Origin of the sequence: Spirosoma sp. 48-14 (assembly GCF_001898575.1) — a bacterium.
Lineage (GTDB): Bacteria > Bacteroidota > Bacteroidia > Cytophagales > Spirosomataceae > Spirosoma.
The window spans coordinates 270,601-293,231 of record NZ_MKUD01000063.1 but is presented as its reverse complement, the minus strand read 5'-3'; the positions used below and the strand labels follow the sequence as shown (position 1 = coordinate 293,231).

The window sequence follows — 22,631 nt, the reverse complement described above, 5'->3', positions numbered from 1 at the left end:
TCGCTAAACCCGCCATGTTGATGGCTGTGTTTACTTTGTGCTTCGCCAGGTTGCGAAGAGCGATTTTGAGGTAGTTACGTAACATAGGGCAGGGGATATATGTAGAGACGCGATACTTCGCGTCTCATTGCCGGATGGTTTGTTGCTGACGCCCATGAGACGCGAGGTATCGCGTCTCTACGTCAGTCGGACCGTAATGATTTCACCGGATTCATCAAGGCTGCTTTGATACTCTGGAAACTGACTGTTAACAGCGCAACACCAACGGCCAGGAGACCTGTTAAGGCAAACATCCACCATTCGATGGTGATTTTATAGGCAAAATCTTCGAGCCACTGGTTCATGGCGTACCAAGCAATGGGCGAGGCAACCACTAAGGCAATGAGAACGAGTTTCAGGAAATCTTTCGAGAGTAAGGCGACAACGTTGCTCGTTGATGCACCCAGTACTTTTCGGATGCCTATTTCTTTGGTGCGCCGTTCGATGGTAAACGTGGCCAGCCCCCATAAACCCAGACAGCAAATGACCAGGGCTAAACCCGCGAATACCCGCAGCAGGGTAAACTGTCGCGATTCCTCTTCATACAACTTTTGCAGACTTTGATCCAGAAATTCGGCTTCATAGAGCGAGTTCGGAAAATACTGCTTGTAGACCCGTTCAATGGCGGCCATCGTTGTCGGGAGGTTAGTCGGTTGCAGTTTCAGACCGGCAGTAAAGTAATAATCGGGGAAGTTGAGCATGATGACCGGTTGTATGGTTTCGCGCAACGAACTGGCGTGAAAGTCGCGGGTAACGCCTACAATCTCAGCCGTTATGTCGTTCAGGCCGATCTTTACCCGATGCCCCAGCAGTTTCTCCGGCTTGGCATACCCAAGCGATCTGGCCAGTGCTTCGTTGGCCACAAACACATACCGACGTTGCTCAAAAGGAACCTTTTTCGAGAAACCCAACGTATCGGCATCGGTAAAGAATCGTCCGGCCACCAGTTTCATCCCGTAAGTTTGAAGGTAATTGGCATCCACCACTTTCACGTTGACATTGATGCGCTGGGTTGGATTGGCGGGGTCGGGATGCATACCCGTTGTGAAGTTGTTACGCGAAGTGGGCGCACCAATGGCAAACGAAACTTGCTGAACACCTGGAATCTCGCGGAGCGAATGCTGGAATGCAGCGGTGCTTTTATCGACATCGGGCAAAGGAACTGTTACGACAGCGTCTCGATCGAAGCCCAGATCTTTTTCTCGGAACAGCTTCATCTGCTGATAAATAACCAGTACGCCCACCGCCAGAATAATCGAAACCGAAAATTGGAAGACAACTAACCCCTGACGAATCCAACTCTGACTACCTCGCCCCACATCGGCGCGTGATTTCAGCACTTTTACCGGCTTTAATCGAGCCATAAAAAAAGCAGGATAGGTGCCAGCCGATAGGGTAGTCAGAAACGCCAGCGTCAGCACGAAACCGGCAATCATGGTTCCGTTGAAGGCAATCTGCTTCTGCAAATAACTGTTGAGGGAGGGTAGAACAAGGTACGTTAAGAATATGGCCAGTCCGGCTGAAACCATCGACAGCCAGAAGGCTTCGCCCAGAAATTGCCCCACCAATTGATTGAACGTAGCACCAATCGCTTTCCGAACCCCTACTTCTTTAGCCCGCGTGGTGGCCCTTGCTGTGGCCATATTGACAAAATTGACGCAGGCAATCAGCAGCACAAACAGGCCAATAATGCCAAATACCCACAGGTACGTAGGGGCTATGGGCGGCACATATACCGTACCTTCAAAGTCCGGATTCAGGTGAATATCTTCGAGGGGCTGTAAAGCCAGATGCCGTTGGCTACCCGTATTGTTTTCGTCCGCAAAATACTTCTTCGATACCGTTGCTAGTCGACTTGCGTACTGTTCAGGTTGTCGGCCTTCGGGCAGAAGCGCGTACACACTTCCTGCCGACCGTAAGCCCCATTGTGTAATATCCCAGGACATATACGATTTCAGGGTCTTATACGACACAATCATGCTCGCATTCAAATGCGTTTGGGCGGGCATATCGGCCATAATACCGGCTACCCGCAGCATGGTTGTTTGCCCCAGCTTAAATGTTTTGCCAATGGCAGATGTTGTCCCAAAGAAATTGCGGGCGGTACTTTCTGTCAGGATCACCTGATTGGGTTGATCCAGAATCGCTTTGGGATTTCCCACGCGCATGGTCAGCGCAAACAGATCGAACACCTGCGGCTCGGCAAACAACACCCGCTCTTCCGACAGAATTTTATCAGGCGATAGCACTACGGAGGTGTTCTCTTCGGCGTGGATGCTGGCTACTACAGGCCAGTCTGAGAAATCGGTACGAATAGCAGCACCGAGTGGATAGGGAACAATTCCCGACTTCTCGGTTTCATTCCCGGTTTTCGTGATTTCGTTAATGCGGTAAATCCGCTCGCCCAATGGGTGAAATCGGTCGAAACTCCATTCGTAGTGAACGAACAGGCCAATCAGCAGACAGGTCGTTAGGCCCAGTGTGAGCCCGATTAAGTTGATGCCTGTAGTCGTCGGATATTTCGTCAGATTCCGCCAGGCAATTTTGAGGTAGTTTGTGAGCATGGGATAGAGTGGTTATGTAGAGACGCGATACCTGGCGTCTCCTGACCGGATGGTTTATGGCTGACGCATAGGAGACGCCATACCTGGCGTCTCTACATTATTCTGTTTTAAGCGATTTCACGGGGTTTACTAACGCGGCTTTGATACTCTGGAAACTGATCGTGGCGAAGGCAATAAGAATCGCCAGGGAGCCTGCCAGCGCAAAAATCCACCAGTCGACCGTGGTTCGGTAGGCAAAATCGGCTAGCCATTGGTTGGCTGCATACCAGGCAAGTGGGCTGGCAATCACAAAAGCAATAATCACCAGTTTCAGGAAGTCTTTCGAAAGCAGGGTAACGATGCTGGCGACCGATGCTCCCAGTACTTTCCGAACGCCAATCTCCTTCGTCCGCTGTTCGGCCATAAACGTAGTGAGGCCAAACAGACCCAGACAGGCAATCAGAATGGCCAATGCTGCGGCTGTGCTAAAAATTTGCCCGTACTGCTGCTCAGTTTTATACTGTTTGTCGTACTGCTCATCCACGAAGTAATAGTCAAACGGATTGCCGGGGAATAGCTGCTTGTAGAGCTTTTCCAGGCTGCCGATTTTAGCCTGAATCTGATCGGTTGACAGGCGAAGGGTGTAATTACTACCAGGATAACCGGGGAAAATAACCAGCGGCTGAATCGCTTTCTGCAACGATTCGTGGTGGTAATCATTCAGAACGCCAACGATTTCGAACTCTTCTCCAAATTTTACTTTTTGCCCCACAGCAGCCTTTGCCGAGGGAAAGCCCAGCGATTTTACGGCTTTCTCGTTGACCAGAATCCGAAGAGCTTTCATCCCTTTATCGCACATGTCGGGCGTAAAATTCTGACCAGCTGCCAGTTTGATCGCATAGGTTGGCAGGAACCGATCATCAGCATAGGTAATAGCATAGCTCTTTTTTTCATCGCCGGGTGCTGGGTTCTGGCGGGTAATACCATTCGCGTTGAAGTTGTAAAAGCCACCCGGCACACTGCCCGAATTGCAATAGGTTTCGACATATGGTAAACGCCCCAGTTCATTGCGGAACGCCGTTCGTCCGGCACGTCGGGCATCATCATCGCCCACTTCAGCACCTTTGATAACCAGTAGCTGCTTCATGTTCATCCCCAGATCCTGAGTCTGCATGAACGATAGCTGTCGGTACAACACGACTGTAGCCACCATCAGCAGAACAGAAATAGCAAACTGAAATACGACTAATCCTTGCCGAACCGACGTGGTAAAGTTTATCGCACCCCGTCCGGCGCTGGCTTTGTTGCTTTTTAAGGCGTTAATGATGGAAAAGCCCGACAGTACAAAAGCCGCATAGCTGCCAGATACCAACGCCCCGATCAGGATGGCGCCCAGACCAACTGCCCATAACTGATTTCCCTGAAAAACCGCCAGTGACAAGTCTTTGCCGATCAGGTTGTTGAATGGTCGTTGCAACAGGCCGATCAGGCAGGCTGCAACAAACAGCGCCAACAGGTTAAGTAGCAATGATTCGCTCAGAAACTGACTGATAATCTGGCTCCGATTGGCTCCCACCACTTTTCGAACGCCCACTTCTTTCGACCGTTTCATCGCGCCTGCTGTCGACAGGTTGATGTAGTTCAGCCAGGCAATCGTCAGAATCAATAGGGCAATCCCGCCCAGCAGGTAAATGAAGCCTAGTTTAGCCTCTGTTGGCCGGTTATCGCTAAGCCCGTCGCCCAGGTGCACATACCGAAGTGGCTGTAGTGCGAAAAAGTCCTTCGAATTCGGACGGGCTTTCCGAATGAGTTGCTCGGCTCTTTTTTCGAAGGATGCCACGTTTGTCTGGGGCTTTAGCTGGACTATTGTTTGTGAAAACGAGCCCTGCCAGGCATCCAGTCTCGCCCAGTCGTTCCCATTGCGGCCAGCGGGTGTTTCCAGTGTCGAGAGCGAGTAAACCATGTCGAACTGTAAGTCGGTATTGGCTGGTACATCCGCAAAAACAGCCGTGACGGTATACAAGGTTTTGCCAAACTGGTTATTGAGGATCAAGGTCTTGCCAACAGCATTGGCCTTTCCAAAATAGGTACGGGCTTTAGTGGCCGAAATGGCTACGGTATTGGGTTGACTGAGCGACGACGAACCTGCCACAATTGGAAACGAAAACATCCGAAAAAAATCACCATCGGCCGTCAGTACGTTCTCTTCCTTGAACGACTTAAGGTTATTGGCTTTGTCGGATAGCATAACAATCCCTTTGTGTACTTCCGCAAGTCGGCAAACGGAGGCTACCTCGGCAAAGTTTTGTTTTAAGGCTGGAGCAACCGCCGAAGGGGCGTAGGATTCAGGTGTACCAGACGGGACATCCTGAAGCAGGACGCGATACAGATTAGGAAGATTCGAGTGAAACTGGTTATAGCTTTTCTCGAAGCTAATGTATTCCAGAATCAGCACGAATGCCGTGATGCCCATAGCGAGCCCCGCGACATTAATGCCTGTGAAGACCTTGGCTTTCCACAGATTACGCAGGGCGATTTTTACGTAGTTAAGAAGCATGGTTTTAGGGATTTTTGTAGAGACGCGATACCTCGCGTCTCATTGCCGGATGGTTTGTTGCTGACGCCCATGAGACGCGAGGGGTCGCGTCTCTACATCATTCCGATCGTAATGATTTAACCGGATTCATCAAGGCCGCTTTGATGCTTTGGAAACTAACGGTAACAAAGGCAATCGATATAGCGAGTACACCTGCCAGCGCAAAGACCCACCATTCGATGTCGATTTTATAGGCGAAGTCGGCCAGCCATTTATCCATAACCCACCAGGCAATGGGGCTGGCAATCAGGATGGCAGCAATGACCAGTTTCAGAAAATCTTTGGACAGCAGCGTGACGATACTGGATACCGATGCGCCCAGTACTTTCCGAACGCCAATTTCTTTGGTTCGCTGCTGGATGGTCAGCAACGCAATGGCGAACAAGCCCATGCAGGAGAGGAGAATCGCAATACCGGCAGCCGAGGAGAAAATATTGGCCAGTCGTTGCTCACGTCGGTACCAGCGTTCGGTATTTTCGTCCAGAAACGAGCCGATGAATTCCTGTTTGGGAGCAATCGTTTTCCAGGTAGCTTTGATGGTTTCCATCGCCCCCGTCAGATTTTGTGGGTTCACCCGGATCAGGATGTAGTGAATGGGCCATTTTGACTGCATTTGCAACGTTATGGGCCGAGCTTCCTGATGGAGCGAGTACAAATTAAAGTCCGATACAACGCCTACGATCTGATATTCTTTATTATCAGGCTTGATAAACTTTCCGATCGGATTTTTCTCGCCCAGGGCTTTGGCCATGCTTTGCGTAATGAGCACGGACGAACTTGAATCGGTGCTAAAGCTGGCATTGAAATCGCGGCCTTGCAGGAGTTTGATACCCATCGTTTTGAGGTAGTCGGTATCGATGCGTAGCCAGTCGCAGGCAACATCCCGCTGCCCATAGAGGAAGCCAAAAATCATGCGCGACGAGCTACCATCCAGGCCCGATCCGATATTTACCGATGAGCCCGAAATGGCTACGATATTCGGTTGATTGGCTAGCCGGGTTCGCATCGTTTTGAGCGCATCGGTGCCATTTAGTTCAGTACCTACGGGAACGCTGATGACTTGCTCTTTGTCGAGACCCATCGGCTTTTGTTGCAGGTAACTTATCTGCTGACGGATAATCACCGTACAGACAATGAGCAGACAAGCAATGGTAAACTGGGTTATAATCAGTGAATTGCGCAGAAGGCCCGGACGACTTACTTTCAGCGTTCCTTTGAGTACCTCTACGGCATTGAAGCGCGTGACAAACCACGATGGGTAGCCTCCGGCAATGAGGGTAATCAGTAGAAAGCTCAAGCCGGTCACCGCTAAAATGGACGGGGTCAGGAAGTCGGCTATGGCCAAATGACTTTGGAACAATCGGTTGAAGGTGGGCAATAGGCCGTACGCCATGCCTAAGCCAATAAACAGGGCAATGGCACAGATCAACACTGTTTCGCCCCAGATTTGCCCGAACAGTTGTCCCCGTTGGGCACCCAGCGATTTCCGGACACCGACTTCCCTTGCCCGCGAAAGAGATTGGGCAATGGTCAGGTTGATAAAGTTGATGCAGGCAATGGCCAGAATAAACAGCCCGACCAGTAACAGCGTAAACACATAGGTCCGGCTGATACCCATACCATGTGTCGTTTCGGTATCGAAATGAACATTGAGTAATGGCTGAAATAATAAACTACGCTGGAATCCCAGTTCGTTTTTGGGCCACCCCTGTTTTTGCCGTTCCTGAATATCGGAAGCAAAGTATTTGTCCATAAACGCCTGTGTACGCCGTTGAAGCGTTTGTGGATCAGTGCCCGGTTTCAGCTTGACATATACATCATGGTTTCCGTGATCCCAACGGCTTTTAAATTCCTGGTAGTCGCCCGCGTTTTCGCTCCGAATCAGCGCATCGTATTCGAAGGTCGAATTTTTGGGCGCATCGCTTAGCACACCCGTCACAGTGAAGGCCTGCCAGGCATTGTTGAGTCGTAGCTGGAGGGGTTTGCCAATAGGGTCTTCACTACCGAAAATTTCGTTGGCCATTCTGTCGCTGATGACAATATCGCTCAGGCTGTTCATGGCCGTTTTGGCATTGCCTTTCCGCAGCGGAAACGAGAACATCTGTAGAAAATCGGCATCGGCCATCCGCACATCCTTGTTGTACGTCTGCTCATTCCGCCGAACGCTGGCACTACGGTCGAACCAGCGCGTCACACCTTCGATTTCGGGGAATTCAGCTTTGAGAGAAGGCGAAATGGGGTAAGGCATGGTAGACCCCTTATCGGGCGATCCATCCCGATTCGACGACAGAAAATAAAGCCGAAAGATTCGGTCGGCATCGGTATGGAATCGGTCATACGATAGTTCAAAGGTTGCCGTCAAAAATAACAGCACGCCCGTACCAAACGCTACGGACAGGCCTACGATGTTGATGAGTGTATGCGTCCGGTTTTTCCAGAGGGTGCGGAAAGCAACTTTTAGGTAATTGCGGAACATGATTTTTTAGTAAATTTGGTAAAAACCGTTACATATGTATTTCCCTACTTCAAATCCACTTGTTCTTGTCAACGAAGACCAGGGAATCTGGGCACCTGCCGATCATCAGCGTATTATTGCTAAGCTGACTACTGGGCTAGGCGTTCTTTATTATCATCAAAAACGTATCTCGTTTGAGCCTCTGCCTGAAACGATGCTCGATGATACGAAAGCTAGTCCGGTGCCGGATTTATCACTGGTTGATACTACGACGGATGAAACGCCAATCATTATTGAAGTTTGCAAAACGAATGGGCAAAAGGGTGATATTGCTAAAGTTATCCAACTTATCGATGACGACCTGTATGGCATTCGAGAAGGATTTATTTATAATTACAAAACGCAGCAGTGGTACCGCTACCGCTTTGGCGATGGGGGCTTCATTGCTGAATCATCCTTCTCTGAAATCCTCCAACTAGATCTCAATACGTTTCTCTGAACCAGGATTTAGCTGATTTTTGAATTAATCTGATTTTGTCATTGGCGCTTCAATGAAAAAAAAACAAAATCCAGCCAATCCAAAAATCAGCTAAATCCTGGTTCAGATTTACTCACTTCGCAAACTCGTTACCGGGTTCATTGTGGCTGCCTTTATACTCTGATAGCTCACCGTCAGAAAAGCGATTACGATAGCCAGAAAGCCAGCGGCACCGAATAACCACCAGGATAGTTTTGTCGGATAGGCAAATGTGTCCAGCCACGTACTTAACGCCCACCAAGCCAGCGGTGAAGCCAGTACCAGCGCGATGATGACCAGTTTCAGGAAATCTTTCGAGAGCAGCCCTACGATGTTCGACACACTGGCTCCCAATACTTTTCGGACGCCAATTTCTTTCGTTCGCTGCTCAGCCGTGAAAGCCGCCAGCGCAAACAGACCCAGGCATGAAATCAGAATCGCCAGTACACCAAAGTAATTGATCAGTTTATTAACGACCTGTTCGGACCGATAGAGACTCTCATATTCCTCGTCCAGAAAATGGTAGTTGAACGGGTAATTCGGGTTAAATTCGTTCGATAACTGTTCCAGATCGGCAATAGCCTGCTGGGTTTGGCCCGGCTGCGTTTTCACCAGCAAGTAGCTGGTGTTACGAGTATCGAAACACAGAATCAGGGGCGTAATTGCCTGATGCAGCGAGTTAATATGAAAATCTTTCATTAACCCGATTACCTGCCCTTTGCCCGGCCAGAAGCTAACCTCTTTCCCTACCGGATTTTTAACCCCCATTAGTTTGGCCGCTGCTTCGTTGACAAGATAGCTTGTGGAGTCGGCAAGGCTTCCGTTTCGGAAATCACGACCATCCAGTAACTTGATGTTGAGTGTTTTGATGAAGTCACTGCCTACAAACATGCAGGAAATATTGGTTTCCAGCTTAGGATCTTTACCCGGCCAGGTCAGGTCGCCCGATGTGCTTTGGATATTGATGGGTAACGACATGGTGGTGGTAGCCGATGCGACAGCCGGCTTTCGCATAACTTCCCGCCGAAATGCTTCTATTTTTTTAGGCTGAGCGATTTCACCCTCCAAGGGTATATAAACTACATTTTCGCGATCCAGTCCCAGGTTTTTGGTGCGCAGATAATTCATTTGCTTGCCGACTGTCAGCATACCGACAATCAGGAAGATCGAAAGCGAGAACTGAAACACAACGAGCGCACGTCGGAAAAAGGCCGGACCTGAACCAAACTGTAAACGTCCTTTCAGGATCTTGATTGGTTGTAACGACGACAGGAAAAGCGCCGGATAACTTCCCGACAAGAAACCGGTAATCAGTATCAGTCCGGCGATGATCAGCCAAAGCGTAGGTTCTGCTGTGTTTAGTGCCAACTGTTTGCTAAATACCTCGTTGAAGGTGGGTAACGCACACCAGACCAGGCCAATCGCCAGCAAAGCTGCCAGTAAGCTGGTTAGGATCGACTCGCTTAAAAACTGACCGATGAGTGACGAGCGCATAGCACCCACAACCTTCCGAACTCCCACTTCTTTGGCCCGTGTTGCCGAGCGGGCCGTGGCCAGATTCATAAAATTGATGCAGGCGATCAGCAGGATAAACAGTGCCACCACAGAGAACACGGCGACGTACCCAATCCGGCCACCAACGCTCTTGCCATTTTTATATTCGCTATACAGGTGTAGGTCCGTGATCGGCTGTAAAGTAGGACGGGCTGTTTCGAAGTTTTTTCCGGCAAAGCGCGGATAAATGGTGGATAGAGCTGCCTGGGCCTGCGCAGCAGTCGTATGAGGTTTGAGACGGACGTATGTATAGAAGGAGTTATTGCCCCACTTTTTCATCCAGTCCTGCTCCTGTACTTTCCAGTTTACCAGCCAATCGAATTGCAGGGTAGAATTGGCCGGTAGATTGTCAAGTACCGCGCCGACTACATAAAACTTGTCGTTGTCTAGCTGCAACGTTTTGCCGACGGCCTGGCCATTCGGAAAAAATTTCTCGGCTACCTTTCGGGTAATAACAATCTGGTTTGTCTGATGCAGGGCTGCTTTCGGATTCCCATAAAGCGCAGGTAAATCGAAGACGCTGAAGAAGTCTTCGCTGGCATAGTGGCCTTTTTCCTTCGCCGTTTTTTCGCCGACTTTAATGAGCAGTTCCGGCCCATAATTCAGTTTGGTAACCGCAGCTATTTCCGGTACATCATTGGCAATAGCTTCCTGCAGAGGGCCGGGCGTAACCGTGTTGGTCACCGTGTCGCCTGCCTGCGTCGGGAAATTAACGCGCACAAAATGGATGGACTCGGCATTGGGCAGGAAACGGTCGTAACTCAGTTCATCGCGGACCCACAGACCAATCAGCAAGCTACAGGCCATGCCCAGGGCCAACCCAAACACATTGATGAGTGAGTAAAATTTGTGTTTGAGCAAGCTCCGAACCGCGATTTTAATGTAGTTGCGAAACATGTATGTTTTGGTTAGATTTGGTATACAAATCGTATTGCTTCGAATGAATTACTCACTGCCAATTTCAATAAAAACGCTCGTCATGGAAGACGAAATGGGTGTTAATGCACCTATTATCCACCAAAGCGTTATAGCCCGGTTGACTGCCGGGCTTTACCCATTTTACCAGTCTGGGCAGATTCCATTTGAGCCGTTGCCCGAAACCATGTTAACCGATGGATATGCAACCCCTGTTCCTGACCTGATTCTCTACGACCATCAGGCCGAGCAGGCACGAGTTATTGTTGAAGTTTGTCAGAATAGTGGCCATAAACATGATACCAGCAAAGTCATTAAGCTCATTGAGGAAAATGAGTATGGTATCCTTGAAGGCTTCGTATATAATTACAAAACCCAGCAGTGGCTTCGCTATCGAAAAGGTGATGGTGGAGTAGCTACCGAATCTTCATTTTCAGAAGTACTCAACGTAGACCTGGGCGTATTTGTCTGAATTATTCTGAACCAGGATTTACAGATTTATCAGACCGACTTTGATTTTGCTTGATTAAAGGCAAGCTAAAGAAGCGTTTTCAAACAAAATCAAAGTCGGTCTGATAAATCTGTAAATCCCGGTTCCGATTAGACGTGGAAATTCTCCGTTACCACTTTGCCGTCGAACAGATTGACGATGCGGTGGGCAAAACCAGCGTCATAGGGTGAGTGCGTTACCATGATGATGGTAGTGCCTTCTTCATTCAGTTCACCCAGAAGCTTCATTACCTCTTCACCATTTTTTGAGTCGAGATTACCCGTCGGTTCATCGGCCAGGATGAGCTTGGGTTTTGCCACAACAGCACGGGCGATAGCTGTCCGTTGTTGCTGACCGCCAGAGAGTTGCTGTGGGAAGTGGTTGCGTCGGTGCATGATGCTCATCCGCTCCAGCGTTTCTTCTACCCGCTTTTTGCGTTCGTCGGCCGGGGTCTTTAGGTACAGCAGAGGTAGCTCGACGTTTTCATAAACGGTTAGCTCGTCGATCAGGTTAAAGCTCTGGAACACAAAGCCAATCGACCCCTTCCGAAGTTGCGCCCGTTGACGTTCGGTCATTTTGGCGACCTCTGTGCCATAGAAGTTATACTCGCCTTCGCTTGGGTTGTCCAATAAGCCGAGGATATTCAGCAAGGTCGACTTGCCACAGCCGGAGGGCCCCATGATGGCTACAAATTCGCCATCTTTAACTTCCATATTAATCCCGTTAAGGGCGGTGGTTTCTACTTCTTCGGTAGCGAAGAGCTTTTGCAGGTTAATTGTTTGGATCATTGTTTTTTTAAGGAGAAAGGGTTAAGGGAGAAAGGAAAAAGAATTTATTTGCTCACTCACAAAACCCACTGTGTTTATGGCAAAAATTGAACAGTTTGAAGACCTAATCGTCTGGAAAGAAGGATTACGCTTAGCTATTGATGTTTACAAGTCATTGGCCGAATGCAAAGATTTTAGCCTTCGCGACCAAATGCGTCGATGCTCTGTATCAGTACCTTCCAATATTGCAGAAGGATTTGAACGTAACTCAAACAAAGAATTTATTCGTTTTCTTCGCATTTCGAAAGGGTCGTCAGGAGAATTACGTACACAACTTTATATTGCTATTGGCGTTGGGCTACTTGATGAAGAATCAGGTAAAGAATTGATTAATCAAAGTCGGCTTATTTCCAGAATGCTTCAAAGTTTGATAAAAACCAGGCTAGAAAAATTTTAAAAATAAGAACAGGGAGTAGGAGATGAACGTAGTGATTTCTTTCTCCTTTCTCCCTGTTCCTTTCTCCTTAAAATTCCAACACTTCGTTATCACCAAAATTCTCGTAACTCGATGTAATGACTTGCTCGCCCGGCTCCAGACCACTCAACACTTCGTAGTATTCCGGGTTTTTGCGGCCAAGTGTGATAGAGCGTTTAACAGCCCGCTTGCCCGACTTGTCAACTACGTAGACCCAGTTACCACCCGTATCGGAGAAGAAGCCGCCAACGGGCAGCAGCGTCGCTTTGGCCGCTTTACCCAGCTCCAGTTGAATGGGGGATGACTGGCCCCGTTTGATGCCTTCCGGCGTACCTTTCGGGAAAATCATATCAACTTCGAACCGACCGTTTTTTACTTCTGGATACACCCGGCTGATTTCCAGCTCGTGGTTTTTGCCGTTGAATTCAAAGGAACCTTTCAGGCCCGAAAATACCCGGCTGATATAGTGTTCATCGATCCCCACTCGCATTTTGAACCCATTCAGGTCGTCGATCTGGCCAATGTTCTGCCCCCGGTTGATATTCGAACCTACTTCCACGTCGATGCTTGATAATTGACCCGAAACCGGCGCTTTTACGACAAGGTTATCCAGTGTCTGTTGCCAAAGAGCGACGTTTCTCTGTGTACGTTGCAAGGTCCCTTCCAATTGTTTGATTTGAGCCTTGGCATTTTCTTCCTGATACTTCTGCGTTTCAATTTCAATTGTACGCTGACTCATCAGCCGATCATATGCCCGTTTGGCTTTCAGGTAATCTTCTTCCGAAACAACCTTGTCTTTAAACAGCTTTTCCTGGCGTTCGTAGGTATCTTTTGTCTGAGCAATTTGAGCGTCTACGTCAGCCAGCGTTTTACGTAGGGTGAACCGTTCGATTTGTATCCGCTGGCGGGTATTCTGCAGATCGTTGACGAGTCGGTTCGCTTCCGTTTCTGATTGTAAGAAGCTCAGTTTCAGGCTCTGGTTCTCCAGTTTTAATAACACTTCACCTTTCTGAACCATGTTGCCGCCCTCAACCAGTTTTTGCGTTACGTACCCGCCTTCGATGGCATCGAGCCGGATCGTTTTCAGCGGTTGAACGACGCCCGTAACGGCAATGAAATCTTCAAATGGGCCGGTGGAGACGTCCGACACGGTTATTTTATCTTTTTCAACATTCAATTTCGACCGACGGTCGGCAAAGAAGAACGTGTAAGCCAGTAAGCCTACCAGAAGTGCACCACCACCAAAAATAGCGATGCGTTGTGTTGTCCAAAATCGTTTAGGTAAGACGCGATCCATTGTTACTTAATTGTCAATGAGTGAATTAGTTAATGAGCGATTCAATTCGCAGGCCTCATTGACTACTCTATCCTGTGCCAATAGTCATGCCAGATGGAATGGGGGGTTGATAATCAATAGTTTAACTTTTGTAGAACATAGCCGCTTGTCCGCTTTCGGACGGGTTTTGTCCGCTTTTGGGAGTAGGATGGATTAAGGCCGTACGTCTCCTGAAATCAACATAGTCTGCCACGCTCCCAATTGCCTACTTCACCTCTGCCAGTACATAGGGCGACAGCGTCTGCGAACGCGTAGCTGGATTCAGGAAATCGTATGTAAGCTGACTAACGTGAAAATACGGAAACACAGCCAGTGTACGAAGGGTGAACCCGCGTTTACCAAGTGAGTCGGCATCTTCGGCTGTTAGAAATACCTGTTTTTTGCCTGAGCGAAGCTGGTTTCGTAAGGTCGAGTCGGTTCGGGCGTAGTAAGTTGGCGCTTCGGCATAGAACTCATACGACCAGAAACTTCCCCCGCCAACACCTGTGCCGGGTTCATAGAGGATGGTTGGTTGTTTGGTCTGAGCAGGCTGTTCATTGGCGTACCGGGCAGCTGTCATACCCGCCTGATACTGTAAAAATGTAGGGTACAGGAAAAGATTCAGCGTTACAGCCAAGACCAGCATCGCACCGATCATACGTCCTAGTAGGCTATCAAGCGAGATGTGCCGAAAAAAGTAGAACGTCGCCAGGGTAATAACAACAACCCATACGATGGCACTCACCACTTGAGCAGGTTGAACAAGCAGTAACAGACCAATCGCCAGGATGGCAATGAGTAGACCAATAACCGTTTGCCCAATCGTCCAACGACGTAAGGCAATGGGCGTCAGCCTGACCAGATAGTGAGCCGTCAGGATGGCATAAAATGGGAACACAATGTTCAGGTAGTGGGGAAGCTGAAAGCCCGATAGCGAAAACAGGGCAAACGTAGCCAGCCCGGAACCTAGCGAAACGTATTCTGGCAACGCGCCTTTTCGATTGATCAGCCTCGCTATGGCCTGTCCGATGCTTACATAAAGTGGCAGCGACCAGGGTAAAAATGCCCAAAGCAGCGTATGAACAAAGAAAAATTTATCGCCTTCGCCTTTGATGGGGCCTGTATTGAAAAAGCGTCCAAACTGACTGTCCCAAAAGAAGAATTTAACCCCCGATACACCCGTCTTCCCGAAAACAACCTTTTCGGGGTGAAGATCAAATTGTTGGTAGAGGCAATAGATTTCGGGTAAGGTAAAAACGAACGACAAAACTACGGCCATGTACCAGCGCCAGTTGAGCAGTTCGCGCCAATGGCCCGTCAGGAGCCAGTGGAGGACGAGTCCGGCTCCAATTGGAATCAGGACGAAAGCCCCTTTGGTCATTAGCGCACAGCCTGTTAGCAGCGAGCCCAACAGCAGATGATAAAAATGGCCTTTCAGGAATACCCGGTAGAAATGATAAACTGCTCCGATGATCAGGGGCATCAGATAAGGCTCGGCCCGGACGTCACTATTGGAGAGCACACCATGAAAGGCCGTCAGCAAAACTAAACTGGCTACCTGGGCTACCGCTTTTGAATAAGTAAGTCGGGCAAAATGATAGCAATAGGCAACACTACCCAGAAAAGCCAGCAAAGCAGGGAACTTGTAGCCGAACGTAGTGACCTCAAAAATTCGATAACTTAAAGCGGCAATCCAGAACGGGAAATGTGGTTTGTCGAGCCAGTCGGTACCTACAGCGTAGAGGTTCACAAAATCGCCGGTCTGGGCCATCTGTTTGGCAATACAGGCATACAGTGCCCCGTCGAGTTCCATAATGGGAGGGAAAAGTCCGGTGGCATTCAGGAAGATACCGACCATTACAAGGGCGTAAAAGAGCCGATCAGGTATGGGCGTTAGATGGTCACTTTGGGGCATTTTTACGTTTAGAATGAGGGTAAATTAAAGCGGCTGGCAATCTTTATGACAACGAAATTATGCCGGTATCGCGTAACCGCCTAATGACACTGAATGACCATTTAATGACCACAAACAACCATTCATGACAATTTGCTGGTCAAAGTACGGAAGAAATACGAAATTCGTCCCTGAATCTGAACCGGTGTGCAACAAATCGGCTAATTCATTATCTTTAGTATATGCAAGATGCCAAACTCCTACTGGTCGACGATGACCCCGATGTGCTGCTGGCGGCCCGATTGCTGCTCAAACGCCATGTCGCTTCGGTAGATATCGAGAAAAACCCTGAAAAACTTCCTTTTCTGCTCAATAACAACCGGTATGATGCCATTGTCCTGGACATGAATTTCCAGCGCGATGTTAGTAGTGGTCGGGAAGGGTTTGCCTGGCTTGAGCGTATTCTGGACATCAATCCTAAAGCACGGGTGGTGTTGTTTACTGCCTATGGCGATGTCGAAATGGCCGTTCGGGCTATTAAGGCAGGAGCGGTCGATTTTGTGCTAAAACCCTGGCAAAACGACAAATTCCTGGATACGATCCGTAACGCCGTTGAAGGTGGTCGGGGAGATGGGGATGAGTTGACGTCGTCGAACGGGAAAAAAGAGAAAAACGGAAAAGAGGCATCCGATAAAAAATCGACCAAACACACCAATATTATCGGTTCGGCCATGCGTCCCATTCTTGAGACCGTCGAACAGGTAGCTCCGACCGACGCTAACGTGCTGATTTTGGGGGAGAATGGTACCGGTAAAGATTTGGTGGCTCGTGCCATTCACGAGCATTCAAATCGGAGTGATAAACCTTTTGTCAGCGTCGACGTAGGCGCATTGACCGAAAGCTTATTCGAGAGTGAGTTGTTTGGCCATGTAAAAGGCGCGTTTACCGACGCCCGCGACGACCGGGCAGGCCGGTTTGAAGAAGCCAACGGCGGCACCATTTTTCTGGACGAAATTGGCAATTTAAGCCCGTCTCAACAAGCCCGCTTACTGACCGTATTGCAGCAGCGTCAGGTAACTCGCGTTGGCTCGAATAAGGCCCGCCCCATTGATGTCCGGTTAATTTGTGCGACCAACGCTGACCTGAATGAGCGCGTGGCCGAGCGACAGTTCCGTCAGGACTTGCTATACCGGATCAATACCATCGAACTGCATTTGCCACCCCTTCGCGAACGTCCAACTGATATAGGCCCACTGGCTGAATTCTTCCTGAAAAAATACGCCAAACAATACAATCGGTCGGTGTCGGGCCTGAGTCCGGCGCTGTTGGCCGAAATGAAGCAATACCGCTGGCCGGGGAATGTTCGGGAGTTGCAGCATGCTGTTGAACGGGCGGTGATTCTGGCTCGTCCTGAACTAGCGCAGGGAACCCTGCTGGAGCCCACCAATTTTGTCTTCAAAAATGGATCGACAGCCGCATCGCCCGTGAGCGAAACCCTTCAACTGGAAGACATGGAACGGCAACTGATTCAGCAGGCCATGCAAAAGCACCGGGGCAGCATTACCGACGTAGCGCGGGAGTTGGGCTTATCCCGACAGGCGTTGTATCGACGTCTGGAGAAGTTTGGACTTTAACCTGTGTGGGTCTATATGACCTTTGTTTCGACTGGTGTGGAAAACGTTTTGTATTTATATGCCAAGTTTAACTTTGGCTTCTTCAAGCGAATAACGTTTACTCTGTTCAGATTTAAGAATTCGTTCTTATAATTCAGTACGATTCAGATTTGGTCCTTCGAAGGACAGTAAGCCTGTACGACCGAATTCAATAATGTGTTTTGGGCTAATGCATTGCGGATATTTATGATAAAAGCCTAACTCGCAACGGCTAATCCCAACGCTTTACCAATGGCTTCCTGCGACAGCCTAACTACTTCGTCAGGGGCTTTTCCGGCGGGTTCAATACCTGGCAATACCGTCCATGACATCTGAGTAAAGGATGTAAGCGGGAATAAGCCTTTTGGATTGAATCGGCCCGTTCCCTGAATGGCAATAGGAACAACAAGCGCATTGGGAGCGCGTTTGAGGAGCGTAATGACACCTCCCGGCATAAACGGCTTCATCTCGCCAATCGGTGACTTCGACCGGGTGCCTTCGGGGAAAATAACTGCCGAGCGATTCGTTTGCTGAATCAGCTTCCCAAGCCGTGCGATTTCGGAGAGGGCCTGTTTCGCATCCTTGCGGTCGATGAGGGCGGCCCCACTTTTGCGGAGATTATAGGAAACACCAGGCGTACCTTTTGATAGCTCGATTTTAGACACGAAAATGGGCGTGTGTCGACGTAGAAACCAGATGATCGGTGAAATGTCGAACATGCTCTGGTGATTGGCTACGAAAATAATTGGACGATCGGTGGGGAGGTTCGGCTGGCTGTGATAGTGAATGCTGCTACCAGTCAGATACCAGCCATAGGCGATAGCCGCATTCATCCAGTCGACCACTTTTTTATGGGCTTGCTTGCCAAATACATTAAAGGCAATAACCTGTAAAACGTGGAAAATACACAGCACTAACCCGAAGTACAATAGGTAGAGGCAACTTAGCAGATAATCCAATACTTTTTTCATAGAAATCAGGACGAACCAATTCACGCCCTAAAATTAATGATGAACTGATTTTTGTCAGGTAAAAAAACGTCTATCAGACAGATTCAATCGGTTATATTGCCGAACTTTACCCAGTCGTTAGGACAATTCATTCATTTTTTTGTTTATAGTTCATGAGCTTATCAGGCACGCGCATAGAGGTGATGCGTTACGTAGGAGAAACCATCGATGCCTCCATCGACCAGTTTTTGAAACCAATAGAAAAGTATTGGCAACCAGCCGATCTGCTGCCTGATACCACCAATGAGTCGTTTCTGGACGAAGTCAAACTCCTGCGGGAAAGTTGTCGTGAACTGTCGTACGATTACATTGCCGTTCTGGTAGGGGATACCATTACCGAAGAGGCACTGCCTACCTACGAATCGTGGCTGATGGACATGGAAGGGATTGATCAGGGCAATCCAGCCAGTAGCTGGACCCGCTGGATTCGGAGCTGGACGGCCGAAGAAAACCGCCACGGTGATTTGCTTAATAAATTCCTGTACCTGTCGGGTCGGGTGAACATGCACGCGATGGAAGTATCGACGCAGTACCTGATTTCCGACGGATTTGATATTGGCACCGGCCGCGACCCGTACCGGAATTTCGTTTACACCTCCTTTCAGGAATTAGCCACCAATATTTCGCACCGCCGAACAGCAACGCTGGCCAAGCAGGCTGGGTGCAATCAGTTGTCGAAGATTTGCGGGGTCATTGCATCCGACGAAATGCGCCATCATAAGGCCTACAAGGAATTTGTTACTAAAATTTTTGAGGTCGATCCTTCCGAAATGATGCTGGCGCTGGAGGATATGATGCGCAAAAAAATTGTAATGCCGGCCCATTTTCTGCGGGAAACGGGTGTAAAGCTGGGCGAAACCTTCGCGCATTTTTCGGATGCCGCCCAACGACTGGGGGTATACACCACAATGGATTACATCGAGATTGCCGAGTTACTGCTACAGGACTGGAAAATTGACTCGGTCAATGGACTGAACGACAAAGCTCAACGCGCCCGCGATTACCTGATGGCACTGCCGGCCCGATTGCGCCGGGTAGCCGACCGGACAAAAATTCCGGCTCTGGAATATCCGTTTAGCTGGATTGCCGCTTAGCCTATGAATCGGTTCGCGATTGGCATTGCCTGGCGGATTTTGGGCGTTGTGGCCCTGGCCAGCGCGATTACATATTTCCGAATTCAGGATGCCAATGGGCTGGTCATCTTTTCGTTAGGTGTTCTTGGTATCATCCTGACGGTTAACCTATACCGATTCGTAACCAGCCTGAACCGAAAACTGACACGCTTTCTGGAATCGGTTCGCTATTCCGATTTTGCCGTTGCATTCCGGGCCGATAGTAATCTGGGACCTTCCTTTTATGAATTGAACGACCAGTTTAATGAAGTGCTGGATGCGTTCCGACAAGCCCGTGCCGAGAAAGAAGCTAATCTACATTACGTCAACACCATTGTGCAGCATGTGAGCGTTGGACTGATGACGTTCGATGCCGCCGGACAGGTAGAGTTGGTCAATCAGACGGCTCTTCGATTGCTGGGGATTTACCGGCTTCGCACCCTAAACGACCTGAATCCAACGCATCCCGATCTGGCGCAGTTACTGAGAACGACAACGGCCTCGCCTGTACCAACATCCTACCAGACGGGTGCCGATGGTGAATTATCAGTGCGCTGTACCGCTGTTCGGCTGCGCGGACGACTAGTGACCGTCGTCTCGATGCAGAACATTCGAACGGAGTTGCAACAGCGCGAACTCGATGCCTGGCAAAATTTGACCAAGGTGCTGCGGCACGAGATTATGAATTCTATTACGCCAATCGTGTCGCTAGCGGGTACCATGCGCGACATTGTCGAAGCCGATCTGATTCCCCTGGCGACCGAGCAGCCGGGCGTTATTCCAAATTATGTGAATGAGTCCGTAGCGGATCTGCACGACGCCCTGATGACGATTCAGCAGCGGGGGGCTGGGATCATGCAGTTTGTGGATGCCTACCGAAACTTCACGACGATTCCCCAACCGATTTTTGCGGATGTTTCGATCGAACAACTGCTACGGAATGTGGTGCAACTGGTACAGCCTTATGCCCCCAAATGCCTGATCACCACATCGGTGGGTTCACCCAATCTGGCCATTCGGGCTGATGTATCGCAGATGGAGCAAGTGTTGCTCAACCTGATCAAAAATGCCATCGAAAGTATGAATGGGATGGACAATCCGCATGTTCAACTGGAGGCTATCTCGGAAGGACCACACGTAATCATCCGTGTGACCGACAACGGACCAGGTATCGAGCCAGAAGCCCTGGAGCAGATTTTTATCCCCTTCTACACCACCAAGAAAACTGGCTCGGGCATAGGTCTAAGTTTGTCGCGCCAGATCATGCAGCTCCACGGGGGCAAACTTACCGCCGAATCCACCCCTGGCCAGGGTAGTACTTTCAGCCTGACGTTCTGAGTTTTTTCGTTATACTTACGATAAAATCAGATGCATACTATTCATGTGAACTACGCTGGTTATCAGGCTTTTTTCAATGCCGAACGCGTGCCAGTACCTATTAAGGTTCTGCGCAGCCGGAATCCGGCCTTGGTGCTGTGTTTCTTGCAGGAAGCTTTTAAAGCGGATCATTATTCACCCACATTGACTCACGAGCGGCTGACAGTCAATCTAGCCGATTTTCTGGAAACCTGGCTTGCGACCGACGATGAATTACCTGAGGAAGGTAGTCTGGCCAGTGTGGTAATGGGTGTTGAGGAAAAAGCGGAAAAACTTATCAAAGACTGGGTGCGTGAAGGGTATCTGACACTTTACACGAACGACCAGGGCGACGACCTACATTCACTCACGCCCGATATGGAAACCGTGCTGGATTGGGTGGCGTCGCTGATGCAGAAACGCAGTTTTGTCGGAACGGAATCCCGCTTTCTCGACATCCTGCAAAAACTGCGTGAACTAGTGCAGAACACGTCCGACGACTGGCGGGTAAAAGTGGCCGAGCTGGAACAGCAGAAACTGGCAATCGATGACCAGATTCGTCAATTGACGCTGACGCAAACCGTGCAGACCTTCGCCGATTACCAGGTGAAAGAGCGGTTTCAGGAAGTGAACGTAGTGGCGCGGAGTCTGATGCGTGATTTCAGAGAAGTTGAGGACCGTTTTCGGCTGATTGCACAGGCTATCTACCAGAAACAATCGGCGGTTGATCAGACAAAAGGAGGTTTGTTGAGTTACGCCCTCGATGCCCTAGACGAACTACGCCAAACCCACGAAGGTCGCAGTTTTGAAGGGTTTTATCAGCATCTGACCGACCCCAGTCAGAAAGCGGAATTAGACGAACTGATCCGGCGTGTCTTCGAGTTATTGACCGAACGAGGTCTTACGCCCGATGATACGTTTGTTCGTAGAATCAAATTCTATTTGCATACCGAAGGCCAGAAAGTGAACGACTCCTTCTATTTGCTGGCCCAGAAACTGGAAAAGATCATTGCCGAAAAGCATCTGCGCGACCGCCGTAAGTCGCTGACACTCATCAACGAGATTCGAACGTTGGCATTTTCGGCTATGGACAATCCACCCCGCGACGATGCGTTTCTGGAAATCGACGGCAAGGCCGAGTATCTGTCGTCCGATTCCTTTGTATCGTTGCAGGAGCGGGAGAGTCGGATTGAGCCACGCGTGCTGGCTGTTGCTGAAACGGAAGAGATAACCTACGAATCGCTCGTGAATCAGCATGTTATCGATAAGTCGGTATTGCTGGCTAACGTGAAATACCTGCTTCGTTCGCGGGCGCAGGTAACGCTTCGGGAAGTGATCGATGAGTTTGGATTGAAGTACGGTTTAGCCGAATTAATGGCTTATGGTAGTCTGGCAGCCGCTTCGACAAAACACCTCATCAACGACACGCTGCGTAACAGGTATATGATCGGAGAAATCCGGAGTGTAGAGTTTCCTGAGATTATCTTTTGCCGGTAGATTTTTTTTGACAGGGTTGACATGATTTACAAGATTGTTTGAAGCATAAAATCATGTTAATCCTGTTAATCCTGTCAAAAAGTAATAGAACGGCGATTTGGCGTTCAATCGGTATTTCAATCAATTGCGTGTGTTGGCGCAATTGCGTAATTTGAGTGATAATCGAAAAGACATAGCTATGGATAGCCTCGACAATGTTTTTAGCATTGAGAAAGACTTTATTTACATGATTGGTTTAGACAAAGGCGAAGAAAAGGGCAAAGAAAAAGCTAAGGAGGAAGTTGTCAGAAATTTGCTTACGAAAACGTCTCTTTCAGTAGAGCAAATTGCTGATGTAGCAGGCGTTTCTGTTGAATTTGTCGATAAAATCCGGCAAAAAATGGCTGCTACTGAGTAATCCTTCTTTCTCTCAAACTATTTCACTATTTCTGGCGGCAGGCTGCC

The 22,631-nt window shown here is 49.1% G+C and carries 16 protein-coding genes; 8 read left to right on the top strand and 8 right to left on the bottom strand.

Annotation, left to right across the window (positions count from 1 at the left end; translation table 11 throughout):
* Positions 1-182: 182 nt before the first annotated feature.
* The 3 genes from BGO59_RS28280 to BGO59_RS28270 all read right to left on the bottom strand — a co-directional run bounded on the left by BGO59_RS28280 (position 183) and on the right by BGO59_RS28270 (position 7,654).
* Positions 183-2,603, bottom strand: coding sequence for an ABC transporter permease (locus tag BGO59_RS28280; RefSeq protein ID WP_293689397.1), 2,421 nt, complete (start codon positions 2,601-2,603; stop codon positions 183-185).
* Positions 2,604-2,700: 97 nt separating this feature from the next.
* Complete coding sequence (locus BGO59_RS28275) at positions 2,701-5,139, bottom strand: ABC transporter permease (protein ID WP_293689395.1); 2,439 nt, start codon at positions 5,137-5,139, stop codon at positions 2,701-2,703.
* 97 nt (positions 5,140-5,236) lie between these two features.
* Positions 5,237-7,654 carry an ABC transporter permease gene (locus tag BGO59_RS28270; RefSeq protein ID WP_293689393.1) on the bottom strand — a complete coding sequence of 806 codons (2,418 nt, stop codon included), beginning with the start codon at positions 7,652-7,654 and terminating at the stop codon, positions 5,237-5,239.
* Between the two features lie 34 nt (positions 7,655-7,688).
* On the opposite strand from BGO59_RS28270, the gene BGO59_RS28265 reads away from it, so the two are divergent.
* A complete protein-coding gene (locus BGO59_RS28265) occupies positions 7,689-8,132 on the top strand; it encodes a hypothetical protein (RefSeq protein WP_293689391.1) in 444 nt (147 codons plus the stop codon).
* Positions 8,133-8,240: 108 nt separating this feature from the next.
* Here BGO59_RS28265 and BGO59_RS28260 read toward each other — a convergent pair whose 3' ends face one another.
* Positions 8,241-10,601 (bottom strand): ABC transporter permease, encoded by a 2,361-nt coding sequence (locus tag BGO59_RS28260; protein ID WP_293689389.1) that lies wholly within the window; start codon positions 10,599-10,601, stop codon positions 8,241-8,243.
* A 43-nt stretch (positions 10,602-10,644) separates the two neighbouring features.
* Between BGO59_RS28260 and BGO59_RS28255 the strand changes: the two genes are divergently transcribed.
* Positions 10,645-11,091 (top strand): hypothetical protein, encoded by a 447-nt coding sequence (locus tag BGO59_RS28255; RefSeq protein WP_293689387.1) that lies wholly within the window; start codon positions 10,645-10,647, stop codon positions 11,089-11,091.
* A gap of 128 nt (positions 11,092-11,219) precedes the next feature.
* Here the strand turns inward: BGO59_RS28255 and BGO59_RS28250 are convergent, their stop codons facing one another.
* Positions 11,220-11,897 (bottom strand): ABC transporter ATP-binding protein, encoded by a 678-nt coding sequence (locus BGO59_RS28250; RefSeq protein WP_293689385.1) that lies wholly within the window; start codon positions 11,895-11,897, stop codon positions 11,220-11,222.
* 76 nt (positions 11,898-11,973) lie between these two features.
* Here BGO59_RS28250 and BGO59_RS28245 point away from each other — a divergent pair, with 76 nt between their 5' ends.
* Positions 11,974-12,333, top strand: a complete 360-nt coding sequence (locus BGO59_RS28245) for a four helix bundle protein (RefSeq protein WP_293689383.1) — start codon at positions 11,974-11,976, stop codon at positions 12,331-12,333.
* A gap of 67 nt (positions 12,334-12,400) precedes the next feature.
* Here BGO59_RS28245 and BGO59_RS28240 read toward each other — a convergent pair whose 3' ends face one another.
* Together BGO59_RS28240 and BGO59_RS28235 are read right to left on the bottom strand one after the other, a co-directional pair.
* The gene (locus tag BGO59_RS28240) at positions 12,401-13,648 is read right to left on the bottom strand and encodes an efflux RND transporter periplasmic adaptor subunit (protein WP_293689381.1); all 1,248 of its coding nucleotides are present in this window, start codon (positions 13,646-13,648) and stop codon (positions 12,401-12,403) included.
* Between the two features lie 244 nt (positions 13,649-13,892).
* Positions 13,893-15,581, bottom strand: a complete 1,689-nt coding sequence (locus BGO59_RS28235; RefSeq protein ID WP_293689379.1) for a glycosyltransferase family 39 protein — start codon at positions 15,579-15,581, stop codon at positions 13,893-13,895.
* A gap of 221 nt (positions 15,582-15,802) precedes the next feature.
* Here BGO59_RS28235 and BGO59_RS28230 point away from each other — a divergent pair, with 221 nt between their 5' ends.
* A complete protein-coding gene (locus BGO59_RS28230; protein WP_293689377.1) occupies positions 15,803-17,194 on the top strand; it encodes a sigma-54 dependent transcriptional regulator in 1,392 nt (463 codons plus the stop codon).
* 236 nt (positions 17,195-17,430) lie between these two features.
* Here BGO59_RS28230 and BGO59_RS28225 read toward each other — a convergent pair whose 3' ends face one another.
* Positions 17,431-18,183, bottom strand: a complete 753-nt coding sequence (locus tag BGO59_RS28225) for a 1-acyl-sn-glycerol-3-phosphate acyltransferase (protein ID WP_293689375.1) — start codon at positions 18,181-18,183, stop codon at positions 17,431-17,433.
* 152 nt (positions 18,184-18,335) lie between these two features.
* Here BGO59_RS28225 and BGO59_RS28220 point away from each other — a divergent pair, with 152 nt between their 5' ends.
* The 4 genes from BGO59_RS28220 (at position 18,336) to BGO59_RS28205 (ending at position 22,584) form a co-directional block, all read left to right on the top strand.
* Positions 18,336-19,316 (top strand): acyl-ACP desaturase, encoded by a 981-nt coding sequence (locus BGO59_RS28220; protein ID WP_293689373.1) that lies wholly within the window; start codon positions 18,336-18,338, stop codon positions 19,314-19,316.
* Between the two features lie 3 nt (positions 19,317-19,319).
* The gene (locus BGO59_RS28215) at positions 19,320-20,672 is read left to right on the top strand and encodes an ATP-binding protein (protein ID WP_293689371.1); all 1,353 of its coding nucleotides are present in this window, start codon (positions 19,320-19,322) and stop codon (positions 20,670-20,672) included.
* Between the two features lie 30 nt (positions 20,673-20,702).
* On the top strand, positions 20,703-22,187 hold the full coding sequence (locus BGO59_RS28210) for a DUF3375 family protein (protein ID WP_293689369.1): 1,485 nt from the start codon (positions 20,703-20,705) through the stop codon (positions 22,185-22,187).
* Between the two features lie 178 nt (positions 22,188-22,365).
* A complete protein-coding gene (locus BGO59_RS28205; RefSeq protein ID WP_293689367.1) occupies positions 22,366-22,584 on the top strand; it encodes a hypothetical protein in 219 nt (72 codons plus the stop codon).
* Positions 22,585-22,631: the final 47 nt, after the last annotated feature.